The 15,326-nt window shown below is 53.3% G+C and carries 12 protein-coding genes; 4 read left to right on the plus strand and 8 right to left on the minus strand.

Features of this window, described 5'->3' with window-relative positions; translation table 11 throughout:
* The first annotated feature begins 93 nt into the window (after nucleotides 1-93).
* Both prlC and rsmJ read left to right on the plus strand, forming a co-directional pair.
* Nucleotides 94-2,136, plus strand: a complete 2,043-nt coding sequence (gene prlC, locus K7H21_RS01405; RefSeq protein ID WP_004126271.1) for an oligopeptidase A — start codon at nucleotides 94-96, stop codon at nucleotides 2,134-2,136.
* Nucleotides 2,137-2,143: 7 nt separating this feature from the next.
* Nucleotides 2,144-2,923, plus strand: coding sequence for a 16S rRNA (guanine(1516)-N(2))-methyltransferase RsmJ (gene rsmJ / locus K7H21_RS01410; protein ID WP_004126270.1), 780 nt, complete (start codon nucleotides 2,144-2,146; stop codon nucleotides 2,921-2,923).
* Nucleotides 2,924-3,056: 133 nt separating this feature from the next.
* On the opposite strand, the gene dtpB is transcribed toward rsmJ, so the two are convergent.
* Nucleotides 3,057-4,523: a dipeptide/tripeptide permease DtpB gene (dtpB, locus tag K7H21_RS01415; RefSeq protein ID WP_049123330.1), complete on the minus strand. Its 1,467-nt coding sequence runs from the start codon at nucleotides 4,521-4,523 to the stop codon at nucleotides 3,057-3,059.
* 262 nt (nucleotides 4,524-4,785) lie between these two features.
* Complete coding sequence (gene uspA / locus K7H21_RS01420) at nucleotides 4,786-5,223, minus strand: universal stress protein UspA (protein ID WP_004126268.1); 438 nt, start codon at nucleotides 5,221-5,223, stop codon at nucleotides 4,786-4,788.
* A gap of 380 nt (nucleotides 5,224-5,603) precedes the next feature.
* Here uspA and uspB point away from each other — a divergent pair, with 380 nt between their 5' ends.
* Complete coding sequence (gene uspB, locus K7H21_RS01425; protein ID WP_004126267.1) at nucleotides 5,604-5,939, plus strand: universal stress protein UspB; 336 nt, start codon at nucleotides 5,604-5,606, stop codon at nucleotides 5,937-5,939.
* A 68-nt stretch (nucleotides 5,940-6,007) separates the two neighbouring features.
* On the opposite strand, the gene pitA is transcribed toward uspB, so the two are convergent.
* Entirely contained in the window at nucleotides 6,008-7,504 is a 1,497-nt protein-coding gene (gene pitA / locus K7H21_RS01430) for an inorganic phosphate transporter PitA (RefSeq protein WP_004126266.1), read from the minus strand.
* Between the two features lie 229 nt (nucleotides 7,505-7,733).
* Between pitA and K7H21_RS01435 the strand changes: the two genes are divergently transcribed.
* Entirely contained in the window at nucleotides 7,734-8,930 is a 1,197-nt protein-coding gene (locus tag K7H21_RS01435; RefSeq protein ID WP_032741979.1) for a BaiN/RdsA family NAD(P)/FAD-dependent oxidoreductase, read from the plus strand.
* Between the two features lie 34 nt (nucleotides 8,931-8,964).
* Here K7H21_RS01435 and K7H21_RS01440 read toward each other — a convergent pair whose 3' ends face one another.
* The 5 genes from K7H21_RS01440 to K7H21_RS01460 all read right to left on the minus strand — a co-directional run bounded on the left by K7H21_RS01440 (nucleotide 8,965) and on the right by K7H21_RS01460 (nucleotide 15,289).
* Complete coding sequence (locus K7H21_RS01440; protein ID WP_004126264.1) at nucleotides 8,965-10,848, minus strand: sigma-54-dependent Fis family transcriptional regulator; 1,884 nt, start codon at nucleotides 10,846-10,848, stop codon at nucleotides 8,965-8,967.
* A 140-nt stretch (nucleotides 10,849-10,988) separates the two neighbouring features.
* On the minus strand, nucleotides 10,989-12,152 hold the full coding sequence (locus tag K7H21_RS01445) for a metallo-dependent hydrolase (RefSeq protein ID WP_004126263.1): 1,164 nt from the start codon (nucleotides 12,150-12,152) through the stop codon (nucleotides 10,989-10,991).
* A gap of 12 nt (nucleotides 12,153-12,164) precedes the next feature.
* Nucleotides 12,165-13,559 carry a DASS family sodium-coupled anion symporter gene (locus K7H21_RS01450; RefSeq protein ID WP_004126262.1) on the minus strand — a complete coding sequence of 465 codons (1,395 nt, stop codon included), beginning with the start codon at nucleotides 13,557-13,559 and terminating at the stop codon, nucleotides 12,165-12,167.
* A gap of 66 nt (nucleotides 13,560-13,625) precedes the next feature.
* On the minus strand, nucleotides 13,626-14,324 hold the full coding sequence (locus K7H21_RS01455) for an RraA family protein (RefSeq protein ID WP_004126241.1): 699 nt from the start codon (nucleotides 14,322-14,324) through the stop codon (nucleotides 13,626-13,628).
* A gap of 11 nt (nucleotides 14,325-14,335) precedes the next feature.
* The gene (locus tag K7H21_RS01460) at nucleotides 14,336-15,289 is read right to left on the minus strand and encodes a hydroxyacid dehydrogenase (RefSeq protein WP_004106636.1); all 954 of its coding nucleotides are present in this window, start codon (nucleotides 15,287-15,289) and stop codon (nucleotides 14,336-14,338) included.
* Between the last annotated feature and the right edge of the window lie 37 nt (nucleotides 15,290-15,326).

A 15,326-nucleotide genomic window follows, 5' to 3' on the forward strand; every position in this document is an offset into this window, starting at 1 on the left:
ACATTGAAATTCACCCAACTATCCCCCATTCTAGATCCCATGCTACAGCGCGGGACGCGCGCTTCATTCACCCTATTCAACAGGACTGCGCATATGACCAATCCATTACTGACGCCTTTTTCATTACCGCCATTTTCTGCAATCAAACCCGAGCACGTGGTCCCCGCGGTCACTAAAGCGCTGGATGACTGCCGGGCGGCGGTAGAGCGCGCGGTGGCGCAAGGGGCGCCGTATACCTGGGAAAATCTTTGCCAGCCGCTGGCGGAAGTGGACGATGTGCTGGGGCGCCTTTTTTCTCCGGTCAGCCACCTGAACTCGGTTAAAAACAGCCCGGAGTTGCGCGAAGCCTACGAACAAACCCTGCCGCTGCTCTCCGAGTACAGCACCTGGGTTGGGCAACATGAAGGTCTGTACAAAGCGTACCGCGATCTGCGCGACGGCGACCATTACGCCACCCTGAATACCGCGCAGAAAAAAGCGGTCGATAACGCGCTGCGTGATTTTGAACTCTCCGGTATTGGCCTGGCGAAAGAGCAGCAGAAACGCTACGGCGAAATCGCCGCTCGCCTCTCCGAGCTGGGCAATCAGTACAGCAACAACGTGCTCGACGCGACCATGGGTTGGACCAAGCTGATCGCCGATGAGTCCGAGCTCTCCGGGATGCCGGAAAGCGCGCTTGCCGCGGCGAAAGCCCAGGCTGAAGCCAAAGAGCAGGAAGGGTATCTGCTGACCCTGGATATCCCGAGCTATCTGCCGGTGATGACCTACTGCGACAATCAGGCGCTGCGTGAAGAGCTGTATCGCGCGTATTCCACCCGTGCCTCCGACCAGGGGCCGAACGCCGGAAAATGGGATAACGGCCCGGTGATGGCGGAAATTCTTGCCCTGCGCCATGAACTGGCGCAGCTGCTGGGCTTTGACAGCTATGCCGATAAGTCGCTGGCGACCAAAATGGCGGAAAATCCGCAGCAGGTGCTCGACTTCCTGACCGACCTGGCCAAACGCGCCCGTCCGCAGGGTGAGAAAGAGTTGGCTCAGCTGCGCGCCTTCGCCAAAGCCGAATGCGGCGTTGATGAGCTGCAGCCGTGGGATATCGCTTACTACAGTGAAAAACAGAAGCAGCATCTTTACAGCATCAGCGATGAACAGCTTCGCCCGTACTTCCCGGAAAACAAAGCCGTTAACGGCCTGTTCGAAGTGGTTAAGCGTATTTACGGCATTACCGCGAAAGAGCGTACTGACGTTGACGTCTGGCATCCTGAGGTGCGCTTCTTCGAACTCTATGATGAAAATAACGAGCTGCGCGGCAGCTTCTACCTCGATCTCTACGCCCGCGAACACAAACGCGGCGGGGCGTGGATGGATGACTGCGTCGGCCAGATGCGCAAGCTTGACGGCACGCTGCAAAAGCCGGTCGCTTATCTGACCTGCAACTTTAACCGTCCCGTCAGCGGTAAGCCGGCGCTGTTCACCCACGATGAAGTGATCACCCTGTTCCACGAATTTGGTCACGGTCTGCACCATATGCTGACCCGTATCGATACCGCTGGCGTCTCCGGCATCAGCGGGGTACCGTGGGATGCGGTCGAACTGCCGAGCCAGTTTATGGAAAACTGGTGCTGGGAGCCGGAAGCGCTGGCGTTTATCTCCGGCCACTACGAAACCGGCGAGCCGCTGCCGCAGGAGCTGCTGGAGAAAATGCTGGCGGCGAAAAACTACCAGGCGGCGATGTTTATTCTGCGCCAGCTGGAGTTCGGTCTGTTCGACTTCCGCCTGCATGCAGAGTTCAGCCCGCAGCAGGGCGCGAAAATCCTCGAAACGCTGGCGGAAATTAAGCAGCAGGTCGCGTTGATTCCTGGTCCGTCTTGGGGCCGCTTCCCGCACGCCTTCAGCCATATCTTCGCCGGAGGTTATGCGGCGGGCTACTACAGCTACCTGTGGGCCGACGTGCTGGCGGCGGATGCCTTCTCGCGCTTCGAAGAGGAGGGGATCTTCAATCGCGAAACCGGCCAGTCGTTCCTCGACAACATCCTTAGCCGCGGCGGTTCGGAAGAGCCAATGGTCCTGTTCAAACGCTTCCGCGGTCGCGAGCCGCAGCTGGACGCGATGCTTGAGCATTACGGTATTAAGAGTTAATCCTGTTGTGAAAATTTGTTTAATTGATGAAACGGGCGCCGGAGACGGCGCCCTATCCGTTCTGGCTGACCGCTGGGGGCTGGAGCAGGATGAAGACAACCTGATGGCGCTGGTGATGACGCCCGAGCATCTGGAGCTTCGCAAGCGCGATGAGCCGAAGCTTGGCGGCATCTTCGTCGATTTTGTCGGCGGGACGATGGCCCATCGGCGCAGGTTCGGCGGCGGCCGCGGCGAGGCGGTGGCGAAAGCGGTGGGCATCAAAGGCGACTACCTGCCGGATGTGGTCGATGCGACCGCCGGTCTGGGAAGGGATGCCTTTGTTCTTGCCTCCGTGGGCTGTCGCGTGCGGATGCTCGAGCGTAACCCGGTGGTTGCCGCGCTGCTCGACGATGGCCTGGCGCGCGGCTACGCCGATGCGGAGATCGGCCCGTGGTTGCAGGAGCGGTTGCAGCTGATCCACGCTTCCAGCCTGACGGCGCTGACCGATATCACCCCGCGTCCGCAGGTGGTCTATCTCGACCCGATGTTTCCGCATAAGCAGAAAAGCGCGCTGGTGAAGAAAGAGATGCGGGTATTTCAGTCGCTGGTGGGGCCGGATTTAGACGCCGATGGTCTGCTGGAACCGGCGCGACGGCTGGCGAGCAAACGGGTAGTGGTTAAGCGACCGGACTACGCGCCGCCGCTGGCGGACGTGGCGACGCCGAACGCGGTCGTGACCAAAGGCCACCGGTTTGATATATACGCCGGAACGGCGGTTGAGCCACAATCCGGGCATGTTTCTGACTGAAATAGCGTGCGTGCTTCCCCCGGGGGCGGCGCTCATCGCGCCTTGCCCGGGCTATGGGTTCGTGCGGTCTGGGGGGGGTAGCCCGGATAAGGCGTTAGCCGCAATCCGGGAAACCTTGTCGGCGGCCGCGTTTTTACGCGCTTTTTGTATTAATCATCCGGTTCAGCCACGGCACCATGATCGCCATGACCACCGTTACGCCCAGGGTCACCAGGCCAATTTTGCTGAAGACATCGGTATAAATCGGCAGCGTCTGTAGCGGGTCGGTAATATTGTCCGGTACGGCGGTGAAGGTCGCCACGTAGCCGCCCAGCAGGAACGCGGCGGCCTGCGTCAGGAACCACATCCCAAGAATAAAGCCCATCAGATGCTGCGGTACCAGCGCGGCGACCATCGCCAGCCCCAGAGCGCTAATCAGCAGTTCCCCCAGGCTCTGGAACAGATAGACCAGCACGATAAACCACGGCGAGGTCAGCCCCTGGGCATCGGCAAACCACATTCCCGCGGCGGCGGCCGTCAGAAAGCCTAGCGCGCACAGGAACATACCGAGGGTGAACTTCATCGGCATGGTCAAATCTTTGCCCTTATTACCCAAACGCGTATAGATAGCGGCGAGGATCGGACTGGCAACCACTACCCAGAACGGGTTTAGCGCCTGGAAACTCACCGGATTAATCGCGAAGCCGAGAATTTCATGGTGGACGTTGTTGATCGCAAAGAAGTTGAGTGAGGTGGGCATCTGCGCGTACAGAATATAAAACAGCACCGCTTCCAGCATCAGGATAAAGGCGACGAACATTTTGTTGCGTCCGGTCTTATCCAGCTTGAAGGCCTCGCGGAAGAAAAAAATCGTCACCACCACCGAGAGGATAATCAGCACCAGGTTGGCGATTTTGACGTTATGCATTAGCCAGGCGCAGAGAAAAATCATGACCACCGTTCCGGCCAGCACGTACAGCAGATTGCGCAGGCTTAGCGGCTTGCGGTCCGGCTCAGAGCCGATATCCTTCACCATTCCTCGACAGGCGAAGTAAACCAGCAGGGCGACGATCAGCCCTGCGCCGCACAGGTTGTAGGTCACCGCGTAGCCGAACTTATCGGCAATCACCGGCGCCAGCGAGAGCGACAGCAGCGAACCGATATTGATCGACATATAAAACAGCGTGAAGGCGCCATCCAGACGGGCATCTTTTGGCGGATAGCACTTAGATAGCAGGCTCGCCGGGTTGGCTTTAAATAGCCCGTTTCCCACCGCAATAGTCCCCAGCGCGATGAAAATCAAATTGGGTTGGTGCAGCGACAGGCCGGTCATAAAGTAGCCCGCTGCCAGCACAATCGCGCCCAGAACCAGCGTACGTTTCGTACCCAGCAGATGATCGCCGACATAGCCGCCGATGGAGATAAGGCCGTAGACCAGCGCGGCAAATGCGCCGAAGGTAATAAACGCCTGCTCCTGAGAAAAACCAAGCTGTTTAACAAAGAATACAGCCAGGATGCCCTGTACGCCGTAATAGCCAAATCGCTCCCATAGTTCCACAAAAAAGATCATGAAGAATGGGCGAGGTTGCTGCAGCAAGCCTGTCGGTGCGGTTGAATTCATCTTTCTTCGCCTTTAAGTCCTGTCCGGAAAAGTATGAACGCGTATGCCAAAACGCGCTGAAAAAGCTTTATTTTGCGTAATGATATGATGTTCATGGCTGTTAACAAATTATTATATGGGTAAATTGCCGGTGAAATGGTTGATCAATCTGGCATTGTGGTGATTATGTGGATGTATGTGCTTTTTCTGCGGTGGGTGAGGCGAGAAACAAAAACGCCCGCGTTAGCGGGCGTTGGTCATCAGCGAATTAAATAACGTCCTGTTATTCGTCTTCTTCGTCGCGCAGTGGGACAATCAGCATATCAACGTGAACGGTGTTGATAAGCTGACGCGCTGAGGACATTAGTTTGCTCCAGAAGTCCTGATGGTGACCACAAACCACCAGGTCCATATCATATTTTTTAATCGCATCAACCAGAACCTGGCCGAGATCGCCGCTGCCGCTGAGGGTCTCAGTGATCGGGTAGCCCGCGTTAGTCGACAGCTCGCTTAACGCGTGATGAGTCTCTTCAGAGATGCGTTTCTGCATGTCGCCCAGATTGACGTCAATAAGGCCGGTGTAGAGATCGGAGTAATTCACATCCACGTGGATCAGGGAAACTTTTGCATTGTAGGGACGGGCCATAGAAACGGCTTTTTCTACCAGTACTTTGCTTTCCGGGGACAGGTCTACTGCAATAAGAATATGTTTGTAAGCCATAGTGTTACTCCTTCCATAAGTTGTCGATGACCGTTGGACCTGACAGCCAGCGCTGCCGCTTCGCCCGCGTCCTGCGTGCTACATTCGCGGGGGCTAGTCCTTAAGGACCTAATTGTAGAAGATATTTCTACCTTATAGCGCCCCTCGCGATCCGTCAATCCACCTTGTTCAGCGAATAGTTAAACAAATATATCCGACTTATGCATTGATAATGATTAACGTTGTGGTAAAAAAATTAACTGATCTCCTACACTATTTAATGAGCCGGTCGGATAAATAAACGTGATCGGAATCGCACTCTTTTACTGTACAGTCGGTTTGCTATTGGGGAGCGGTAGTCCCGGAGGGAGCCTCCGAGGACGGGTCGCCGGGGAGGAGGTATGATCAGCACTATTGCGCTGTTTTGGGCCCTGTGTATCGTATGTGTAGTGAATATGGCACGCTACTTCTCGTCGCTGCGTGCATTGCTTGTTGTGCTACGTGGTTGTGACCCTTTGCTCTATCAATATGTCGACGGCGGCGGTTTTTTTACGTCGCACGGACAGCCCAGCAAACAGATGCGCCTGGTGTGGTACATCTACGCTCAGCGCTACCGCGATCACCATGACGATGAGTTTATCCGCCGCTGCGAGCGGGTTCGTCGGCAGTTTATCCTCACCAGCGCGCTATGCGGCCTGGTGGTGGTCAGCATGATTGCCCTGGCTATCTGGCACTAGCTTTACGGCAGGCAAAAAAAACGGGCCAGTTTCCTGACCCGTTTGTCTCTCTTCTGACTGATACCCGCTTAGATAAACTGCAGCGAGAGCCAGTACAGCGCACCGGACAGCAGAATCGCTGCCGGCAGGGTGAGCACCCAGGCCATCAGGATGCTGGTGACGGTTTTCTTCTGCAGACCGCCGCCATCAACGAGCATCGTCCCCGCTACCGAGGAGGAGAGCACGTGGGTGGTGGAAACCGGCATCCCGGTATAGCTTGCCAGACCAATCGATACGGCTGCGGTCATTTGAGCTGACATACCCTGCGCGTAGGTCATCCCTTTCTTACCGATTTTCTCGCCGATAGTGGTCGCCACGCGACGCCAGCCGATCATGGTGCCGATTCCCAGCGCCAGAGCAACCGCCATAATAATCCAGATTGGCGCATACTCGATGGTGCTCAGCATATCGGTTTTCAGCTTCTTCAGCAGACGCTTATCGTCAGCATTCACCTCCGGCAGTTTAGCCACTTTATCGGTGGTGTCGGAGATGCAGAGCATAATACGGCGCAAATGGCTACGCTGCTCAACGGAGAGCGTGTCGTAGCTTTCGGTGCCGGCCAGCATCGTCTTCACGCGGTCAAGCGCGTTGATGGTGTTTGCCGGGTGGCAGTGAAACTCGCCGTTAGCGGCTGCCCCTGCGTCCGGAGACGGAATGAGCTGCTCGGCGCCGGTCGCTTTCTTCAACAGCTCAGGGCGCTGCTGGAAGAAGGTTTCCACATTGTTGACCGCATCGCGGGTACGGGTGATTTCGTAGCCGGAAGCGTTCATATTGACCACGAAGCCCGCCGGAGCAACGCCGATCAGAACCAGCATCACCAGGCCAATGCCTTTCTGGCCATCGTTCGCGCCATGGGAGAACGCGACGCCAATGGCGGACAGAATCAGCGCAATACGCGTCCAGAATGGCGGCTTTTTCTTGCCGTCTTTCTTTTCACGCTCGGCTGGGGTCAGGTGGATACGGGCGCGTTTTTTGGTTCCGCTCCAGTAGCGACGCAGAATGAAAATCAGGCCGCCCGCCACAACCAGACCCACGATTGGCGAGATGATCAGCGAGCCAAAAATACCCATGACTTTCGGGATGTTCAGCGCATCTACCACCGACGTGCCGGTCATCAGCGCATTGGTTAAACCAATACCGATGATCGCGCCGATCAGAGTGTGCGAGCTGGAGGCCGGAAGGCCGAAGTACCAGGTGCCGAGGTTCCAGATGATTGCCGCCAGCAACATGGAAAAGACCATGGCGAGGCCATGCGCTGAACCCATGTTAAGCAGCAGGTCGGTCGGCAACATATGCACGATGGCATAGGCTACGCTGAGACCGCCCAGCAGAACGCCGAAGAAGTTAAAAAGAGCCGCCATCGCCACAGCAAGCTGCGACCGCATTGCGCGTGTGTAAATCACAGTTGCAACAGCGTTTGCGGTATCATGAAAACCATTGATCGCTTCGTAAAAAAGCACGAAAGCCAGAGCAAGCAATAATAATAGCCCGGTATGTAAATCCAGACCGGCAAATAAATGTAGCATAGGACGTTACGCCATTTTGAGGACATGAACGCGGCGCATTATCAGTGACTTTCGCGGCGCGGGCAAAGTGAAATATAGACTTTTTTTGATTTTCTTCCTGTTTAAGTTTTACCTTGTTGGGAGTATTCCTATATCTTTCAATAAGGTACATAAATCTGTTTTTTTCAGGCTGGTGCGACCAGAATGAAAAATTTACAATTCCCGACAATCGGGATATGAGGAATGTTGTGTGGAAAGGTTTGATGCCATCGTAATCGGCGCCGGAGCGGCGGGAATGTTTTGTGCGGCGCAGGCGGGGCAGGCAGGTTGCCGGGTACTGTTGCTCGATAATGGCAAAAAGCCCGGGCGTAAGATCCTGATGTCCGGCGGTGGCCGTTGTAACTTTACTAACATGTATATCGAACCCGCGGCATATCTCAGTCAAAACCCGCATTTTTGCAAATCTGCGCTGGCGCGCTACACCCAGTGGGACTTTATCGATCTGGTTGGCAAATACGGTATTGCCTGGCATGAGAAAACTCTGGGCCAGCTTTTCTGCGATGATTCCGCCGAGCAAATCGTTAACCTGCTGCTGGCCGAGTGCGAAAAAGGCGGCGTGCAAATTCGTCTGCGCAGCGAAATTATCGGCGTTGAACGGGATGATGAGGGCTACACGCTACAGCTTAACGGCGAGACGGTGGCGGCGAAAAAGCTGGTGGTTGCCTCTGGCGGACTGTCTATGCCGGGCCTCGGCGCCTCGCCGTTTGGCTATAAGCTTGCCGAGCAGTTTGGCCTGAAGGTGCTGCCGACCCGAGCGGGCCTGGTGCCGTTCACCTTGCATAAGCCGCTGCTTGAACAGCTGCAGGTGCTTTCCGGGGTGTCGGTACCCTCGACCATCACGGCGGAAAATGGGACCGTCTTCCGGGAAAATCTGCTCTTTACCCACCGCGGGCTGTCCGGACCGGCGGTACTGCAAATTTCCAGCTACTGGCAGCCGGGAGAATTCGTCAGCATCAATCTGCTGCCGGATTGCCATCTTGATGACTTCCTTAACGAGCAGCGTGCGGCGCATCCCAATCAGAGCCTGAAAAACACCCTCGCGATGCAGCTGCCGAAGCGGTTGGTTGAATGCTTACAGCAGCTGGGCCAACTTCCGGATGTCACCCTGAAACAGCTTAACGTTCGCGAGCAGCAGGCGCTGGTTGAGACGCTGACCGCATGGCGCGTCCAGCCGAATGGTACCGAAGGCTATCGCACGGCGGAAGTGACCCTCGGCGGTGTCGATACGAATGAGCTCTCTTCGCGCACCATGGAAGCCCGAAAGGTGCCCGGTTTGTACTTTATCGGCGAAGTGATGGACGTCACCGGCTGGCTGGGAGGCTATAACTTCCAGTGGGCGTGGGCATCAGCCTGGGCTTGCGCGCAGGCTTTAGCGGAACAGAAATAACCGCTTGCTCTGTATCCGCGGACCCGGCTCCGCCTTATCCGCTGATATTGTGCTGCTTTAATTTGCGCCACAGGGTCGTGGGACTGATGCCGAGCATCACCGACGCTTTGGTTCTGTCCCCGTCGGTTTTTTCGATGACATGGGTAATCAGCCGTTTCTCTTGTTTCTTTAATAAATCGGTTTCATCTGATGTCACGCCCGTGGCCGGGAAGTGAGAGCTCTCGTTGTCGCCATCCGGTGAAATTTGACCGATCTGCAGCAAAACGTCTTTGCTCACTCGATCGATGTCCAGCAGGACGATGAGCCGGTAGATAACCGCCTGAAGTTCACGAATGTTGCCAGGCCAGCTATAGCGATGCAAAAAATCCACCGCGTCGGGGGTGAATGTGATTTGCTTACCTTGCTGATAAAGCAGGTTCTGAATCAACAACATGATATCGCCCGGTCGTTGGCGTAAGGCCGGTAGACTCAACTCAAGAATATTAATTCTATAGTACAGATCCCGCCTGAACTCACCGCTGGCGACGAGCTGGCGCAGATCCTTATTGCTGGCGGTGATCAGGCGAAAATCGGCGGTGATCAACGTATCGCCCCCGAGACGAGAGAATTGCTTCTCTTGTAACACGCGCAGCAGCTTAACCTGTACCGATAACGGCGCTTCGCTGATTTCATCGATAAACACCGTGCCGTTCATCGCCATTTCAAACACCCCCGGTTTTCCGCCCTTACGTGCGCTGGTAAATGCGCCGTCGGCATAGCCAAAGAGTTCGCTTTCCAGAATACCCTCAGGGATGGCCGCGCAGTTAATCGCGATAAAAGGGCTATGGCTTCTGGCGCTATGGTTATGAATACTTTGGGCGAAAAGCTCTTTGCCTGTGCCGGTATCGCCTAAAATATGAATGGGAAGTTCGTGGCGGGCGCACAGTTTAGCTTTTTTTATGACATCGCGTATCGCCGGAGACTGGCCAATAATGTCGTCGAAAGACCAGGTTGTGGAAAAACCGCGGAGCTTACTTTTTTTGCTGATACTATTTTGCCAAAGCGAGCTTTCCTGGCTTAACCCCGTAATAACGGCATAAGATATTTTTGGGTTAGAAAAATGGCGCACGGAAATATGAATCGTTACGCCGTTAATGTCTATAGCCTGCTCTTTGATGTCTAATTCATTAATAATGCTGGCATAAATCTCTTTAAAGGCTTCTTTTTTGAATAGTTTATCTCCGGCTTGACATTGAAATAATTCAACACCGGTGGCATTGATATTTATAATTTCACCAAGCTGATCAATGCACATAATACCTTCACGCGCCTGATTCAAGGCTGAATGGCTCATGATTAGCTTGCTGTTTTCTCGATTAATGTATTTCAATAAACTATGAGATTCATTGATGGCCTGTTCAATGGAAATGTTATCGGTATCACCCATGATTGCATTGAGGTGATATTTTTGCGCCATTTCAGCAACGGTCAGGCCGCCGATTACGGTATGATAATTATTCTCCGAAAGATTCTTTATAACATTTTCAATATCGTGATGGTTGTAAACCTGACAAATTTTAAACTCTTCATTGGTCATGTTTTGGTAATGGCGCAAGGCGCTACAAAATTGCGGGAAGCCAACGGCGGCAATTTTTTGCGATTTGCTGTTGGCTTCTTGTAAGATGCGATAAACGCCATGAAAATCATGGGCGATTTCAACGACAGGGATAGTAATGTTGCTACGCAAGAGTGCGGCGGTACCGCCCCGGCTAATAATTATCTTAGTGCCGGATTGAATCATCTCATGGGCTTTGTCGAGAACATCTGAATAACGAAATTCATAGACGGGGATGTCGAGCTTTCTTTCAATAAGGACATTCATAATTCTTTGGGTTATTGTCCTGGAAACTGAAAAGATAACAATTTCATTATTATTCATGCATTATTCTCGCAGGCATCAGAGTAGGCAAGCCTTAGTATATGATGAGACCGAGGAGAAGCAATGAGGGAAGTCATGTTATGAGTGATTCAGAATAAAAGCCCTACGCCGATGTAGACGTAAGGCTTCATAATTAGCGATTAGAAGCGCAGGCGGCGATAGACGATTTGACCATTACACAGAGTTGCGCAGTTATCAATGTAACGGTCCCCTTCAATTTTAACGCCCTGAGTATCTTCAAAAACAATCTTCTCTTTTCGCAGCTTAACAATGGAAATATCAGCACAAGCACCGGGCGCCAGGGTACCAATTTGTCCCTGCATTTTCATTAAGCGCGCCGGCGTAGCGGTTACCGCGCGAACGATATCGAAGAAGGACATTCCCATGTTGAGATATTTCGACATGACGTGGAGCAGACTGTAGACCTTATCCGTCCGTAAGCTATTTCTCAGGGTGAGATCGGTACTAATGATATCCGGATAGAATCCCTGCTCCATGGCGGTTCTGGCAACGTGAAAATCAAAGTGGGCCACGCCGTTTGAACAGTCGAAGATAACCCCCCGGGTCTGCGCCTCTTTTATCGCCGCATAGACCTCGCCCTGTTCATTAAGAATCGAGTGGCCGGTACCGTGGAAGCAGTGTGCGTAAATATCATCGGCATTAAAATAACGGATCAGTTCATCGGCACAGAGAAGCGAGTCCGTGACGTGAACGCAAATCGTGGTATCCAGTTTACGCGCCAGGGAGACGGTAGAGAGAAGCGGGTCGCTGGCGTACTGTTTCCCTTTGGCGATATCCTGGCTGTAGCGTAGTTTCAAGCCGAGAATATTGTCTCTATTGCCATTTAGGGTTTGGGCTATCTTCTCTTCGTTGTAATTTGCCGGGTTGGTATTTTCCAGATAACCGGTCGGCCCGCCCCCAAGGGTGGAAAGCCCGACGTTGACCACGTTCAAATAGCTTTTGATTTTCACCATGGCAGGATGAATCACGCTGTTGCGAAAAAGCTGATAATTCACCCAGCCGCTGCTGCCGGCATCGACCATGCTGGTGACCCCGTTGGGCAAGCATACGATATCAGGGTTGACGCTGATGGCGGTTCCGCCGTGAAAAACATGACCATGGAAGTCGATTAAACCAGGCAGCACGATACAACCCGCGGCATCAATCACCGTTTCGGCCTGCAAATCGTCAACGGCATTTAAGTCCACGATGCGATTACCGATAACGCCAATATTGCGATTAATATAATCATGGCCTTCGAGATCGGCGACCAGACCGTTTTTAATCAGAATATCCAGTTTCATTTTTTGCTCCTGTTAAATGCCGATAAACTTCCAGTAGGGGATACCGATCAGGAAGAAGATTAATACGTTGACCACCACCATGATGGTGCCCAGCATCCAGAACGTTTTTTGCGGGACATAGCCGCTGGAGAACGTAAATACGCCAGCGCCGTTGCCGTAGTGCGTAAGCAGTGCGCCGTATCCTGCGGAGAAGGCCAGAGAAAGCGCCACGTACATAGGATGCGCCTGGGTCGTCATTCCCAGGGTAAAGAGTACCGGATAGAAAGAGACGACGAACGCGCTATTCGAGACAAAGAAATAGCGGACAGCAAGGCTGATAAAGACCAGGACGGCAATCGCGCTGATTTCATTCAGGTGCGACAGGTCGAGATAGTTTTTGATAACGTCCACCAGAAAGACGTAGAAACCGCCTTTTGATAGGGCAACCGCACATCCATAAAACGCGCCATACCAGACGAAAGTTTGCCAGGCCGATTTTTCACTCACCACGTCATTCCAGCTCAGCACGCCGAAAAGCAGCAGACAGGCGAGAAACGCCAGGCCGACGGGAATAAAGGCGATACCGGTGATGGAACCCGTCATCCAGCCGAGCACGCCCAGAACAAAGAACACGATCAGCAGCTTCTCTTCGCGTTTTACCGGACCCAGTTCACGCAGACCCTTCTCGGCAATTTCATTGACGTTATCGATAACTTTCAGTTCCGGCGCGTAGATTTTATACAGTATCCACGGCGCGAGCAGCAGCACCAGTCCGGCAGGCACCACGGCAGCTTTAAACCAGGTCATCCATTCGAGATTCACTTTCATGATCTCATTGGCCAGCGAGACGGTAATCGAGTTAGTCGCCATCCCCGTCAGAAACAGGCTGGAGGTTCCCATTGAGACGACGTACATCAGGATGGTCAGATAGGCGCCGATTTTCCGGCTACCGTCGTCGGGCTTAGAGCCCAGCGCTTCGGCGATGTTCCTGAAGATGGGATAGGTGATGCCTCCCGAACGGGACATATTTGAACCCGTTGCCGGGGCCAGTACGGTATCCGTTACCATCATCAGATATCCCAGGGTGAGGGTATTTTTACCGTAGCGTTTTAGCAGCAGATAGGCGATACGTTTACCCAGTCCGGTGATAACAAACGCTTTGCAAATAATAAAGGCGCTGATAATAAACCAGACCATAGGGCTGCCAAAACCGGCAAACAGGGGAGCAGGGTCGAGAACCAGAGAGGCAAACCCGAGAATAATCAGCATAATGACCGCATCGGTAAACGGGCGCAAAACCAGCCCGCACAGCATCGCCAGATAGATGCCAACCATATGCCAGGTCGGTGCGGAGACGCCTTCCGGGTGCGGTATTATCCAAAATAAAACGGGGAAAAAGATAATGGGCAAGAGTTTTAAATAAAGCATTTTTATTACCTTTGCTTTAATGCCGCGGCCCTTCAGGGCACCGCGGCCTGATATTATTTAATCAAATTAACGATACATGTCGTCGATAAACTCAACGCCTGTCTCATCCAGTGATTTTTTGACCCAAAGGCGATTCGCGGTGCCGTTTTTGGCGGCCTCTACTTTGCTGGCATCGAATTTTGCATACTCTTTGGCTTTATTCAGTACGGCTTCTGCGTCGCCGAGGGGGATTACAATCACGCCATCCGCATCGCCGACGATCAGGTCGCCCGGACAAACCGCGACGCCGCCAACGGCGATCGGCGTGTTCACCTCTCCCGGACCTTGTTTAAACGGGCCCGCGGGATTGGAGCCGGTGGCGAACAGCGGAAAATCGAGAACCGACAGCGCATCGATATCGCGGATAGGTCCATCCAGCACGATACCGGCGACTTTCTTCATGCAGTGGGCATAGGCCACCATGATCTCGCCCATCAACGCTCGCGAGCGGTCGCCTTCGTTGGAGACCACAATCACATCGTTCTCACCCGCCATATCCAGCGCGGCGTGCAGCATCAGGTTATCGCCCGCGCGAACTTTTACGGTGATGGCGAAGCCCGCCATAATCGGTTTTTTCGGCGAAGAAATACGTTTAATTCCGTTACCCAGTACGGCAATGCGGTTCATGGTGTCAGCGATATTCGCCGCCGGGAGCTGTTCAAATTCTTTAAGGAGATCGACGCTGCAGGCTGGACGTTTTAAAAAAATGCGGTTACCAATAGTCATGTTCTTTCTCCTTAAAAACCCGGGACCGGCCAGGACGGCTTCTTACCGGATAAGACTTCATCAATGCCAATAGCGGAATGGAGCGATGCTCTGTCGGTCGCTTCGATAGTGGCGGCGCCAATGTGCGGGGCAATCACGATATTGCTTAGCGAGAAAATCGGATCGTTGGCATCAAACGGCTCTTTCTTTAAAACATCCACGCCCGCCCCGGCGATAGCGTGGGTGCTCAAGGCGTGATACAGCGCTTTTTCATCGACCAGCTTTCCGCGTGCGGTATTAATGAAGTAGGCGGTGGGCTTCATCATGGAAAACTGTTTCTCACCGACAAAATCAGTGGTTTCCGCGGTTGTTGGGCAGTGCAGAGAAACAAAGTCGCTTTCTTTGAAAATACGGTCAAAATCGTCGGTAAGCTCTACGCCTTCGGGGATCTGCTGCTGAGTTTTATACGGATCGTAGGCGATAACTTTCATATTAAAGCCATGCAGCGCTTTTATTGCCACGCGTGAACCGATATTTCCCACGCCAATCAGGCCCAGCGTTTTACCATCCAGTTCCACTTTTGGCGTGCGCAGTTTTGCCCAGTAATAATCTTCAAGCATCTTTTCCTGTACCAGCTTAAAATTACGCGAGCAGTGCAGCATATAAAATATGGCCAGTTCGGCAACGGACATACTATTAGCAATGGGCGCATTTAATACGACTACGCCATGACGTTTAGCGGACTCCAGATCGACCGTATCGTAACCAGCACCATGTCGTGCAACGACTTTCAGCTTTTTAGCCGCCTCAAATACGCGATCGGACATTTTTGAAAGGCGTACGATAATACCGTCGCAATCCCCAATGTCGCGAATGATATCTTCTTCTTCCATCCCTGAGCCGTTAATCAGCTGATAACCGCGGCTTTCCAGATATTCTCTTCCTTCCGCCATGATTTCCTGCGGGAGTAAAATTTTGTAGGTCATTTAACTATCTCCAGTGTTGATTACGTGGAGGTAATTG

Origin of the sequence: Klebsiella sp. CTHL.F3a, from assembly GCF_019890895.1 — a bacterium.
Lineage (GTDB): Bacteria > Pseudomonadota > Gammaproteobacteria > Enterobacterales > Enterobacteriaceae > Klebsiella > Klebsiella grimontii.

Bases quoted from the DNA above. Each gene is read 5' to 3' on its own strand.
- prlC (WP_004126271.1), top strand. From the start codon at position 94: ATGACCAATCCATTACTGACGCCTTTTTCATTACCGCCATTTTCTGCA.
- uspA (WP_004126268.1), bottom strand. From the start codon at position 5,223: ATGGCTTACAAACATATTCTTATTGCAGTAGACCTGTCCCCGGAAAGC.
- K7H21_RS01440 (WP_004126264.1), bottom strand. From the start codon at position 10,848: ATGAATAATAATGAAATTGTTATCTTTTCAGTTTCCAGGACAATAACC.
- K7H21_RS01455 (WP_004126241.1), bottom strand. From the start codon at position 14,324: ATGACTATTGGTAACCGCATTTTTTTAAAACGTCCAGCCTGCAGCGTC.
- K7H21_RS01450 (WP_004126262.1), bottom strand. From the start codon at position 13,559: ATGCTTTATTTAAAACTCTTGCCCATTATCTTTTTCCCCGTTTTATTT.
- K7H21_RS01445 (WP_004126263.1), bottom strand. From the start codon at position 12,152: ATGAAACTGGATATTCTGATTAAAAACGGTCTGGTCGCCGATCTCGAA.
- K7H21_RS01460 (WP_004106636.1), bottom strand. From the start codon at position 15,289: ATGACCTACAAAATTTTACTCCCGCAGGAAATCATGGCGGAAGGAAGA.
- uspB (WP_004126267.1), top strand. From the start codon at position 5,604: ATGATCAGCACTATTGCGCTGTTTTGGGCCCTGTGTATCGTATGTGTA.
- dtpB (WP_049123330.1), bottom strand. From the start codon at position 4,523: ATGAATTCAACCGCACCGACAGGCTTGCTGCAGCAACCTCGCCCATTC.
- pitA (WP_004126266.1), bottom strand. From the start codon at position 7,504: ATGCTACATTTATTTGCCGGTCTGGATTTACATACCGGGCTATTATTA.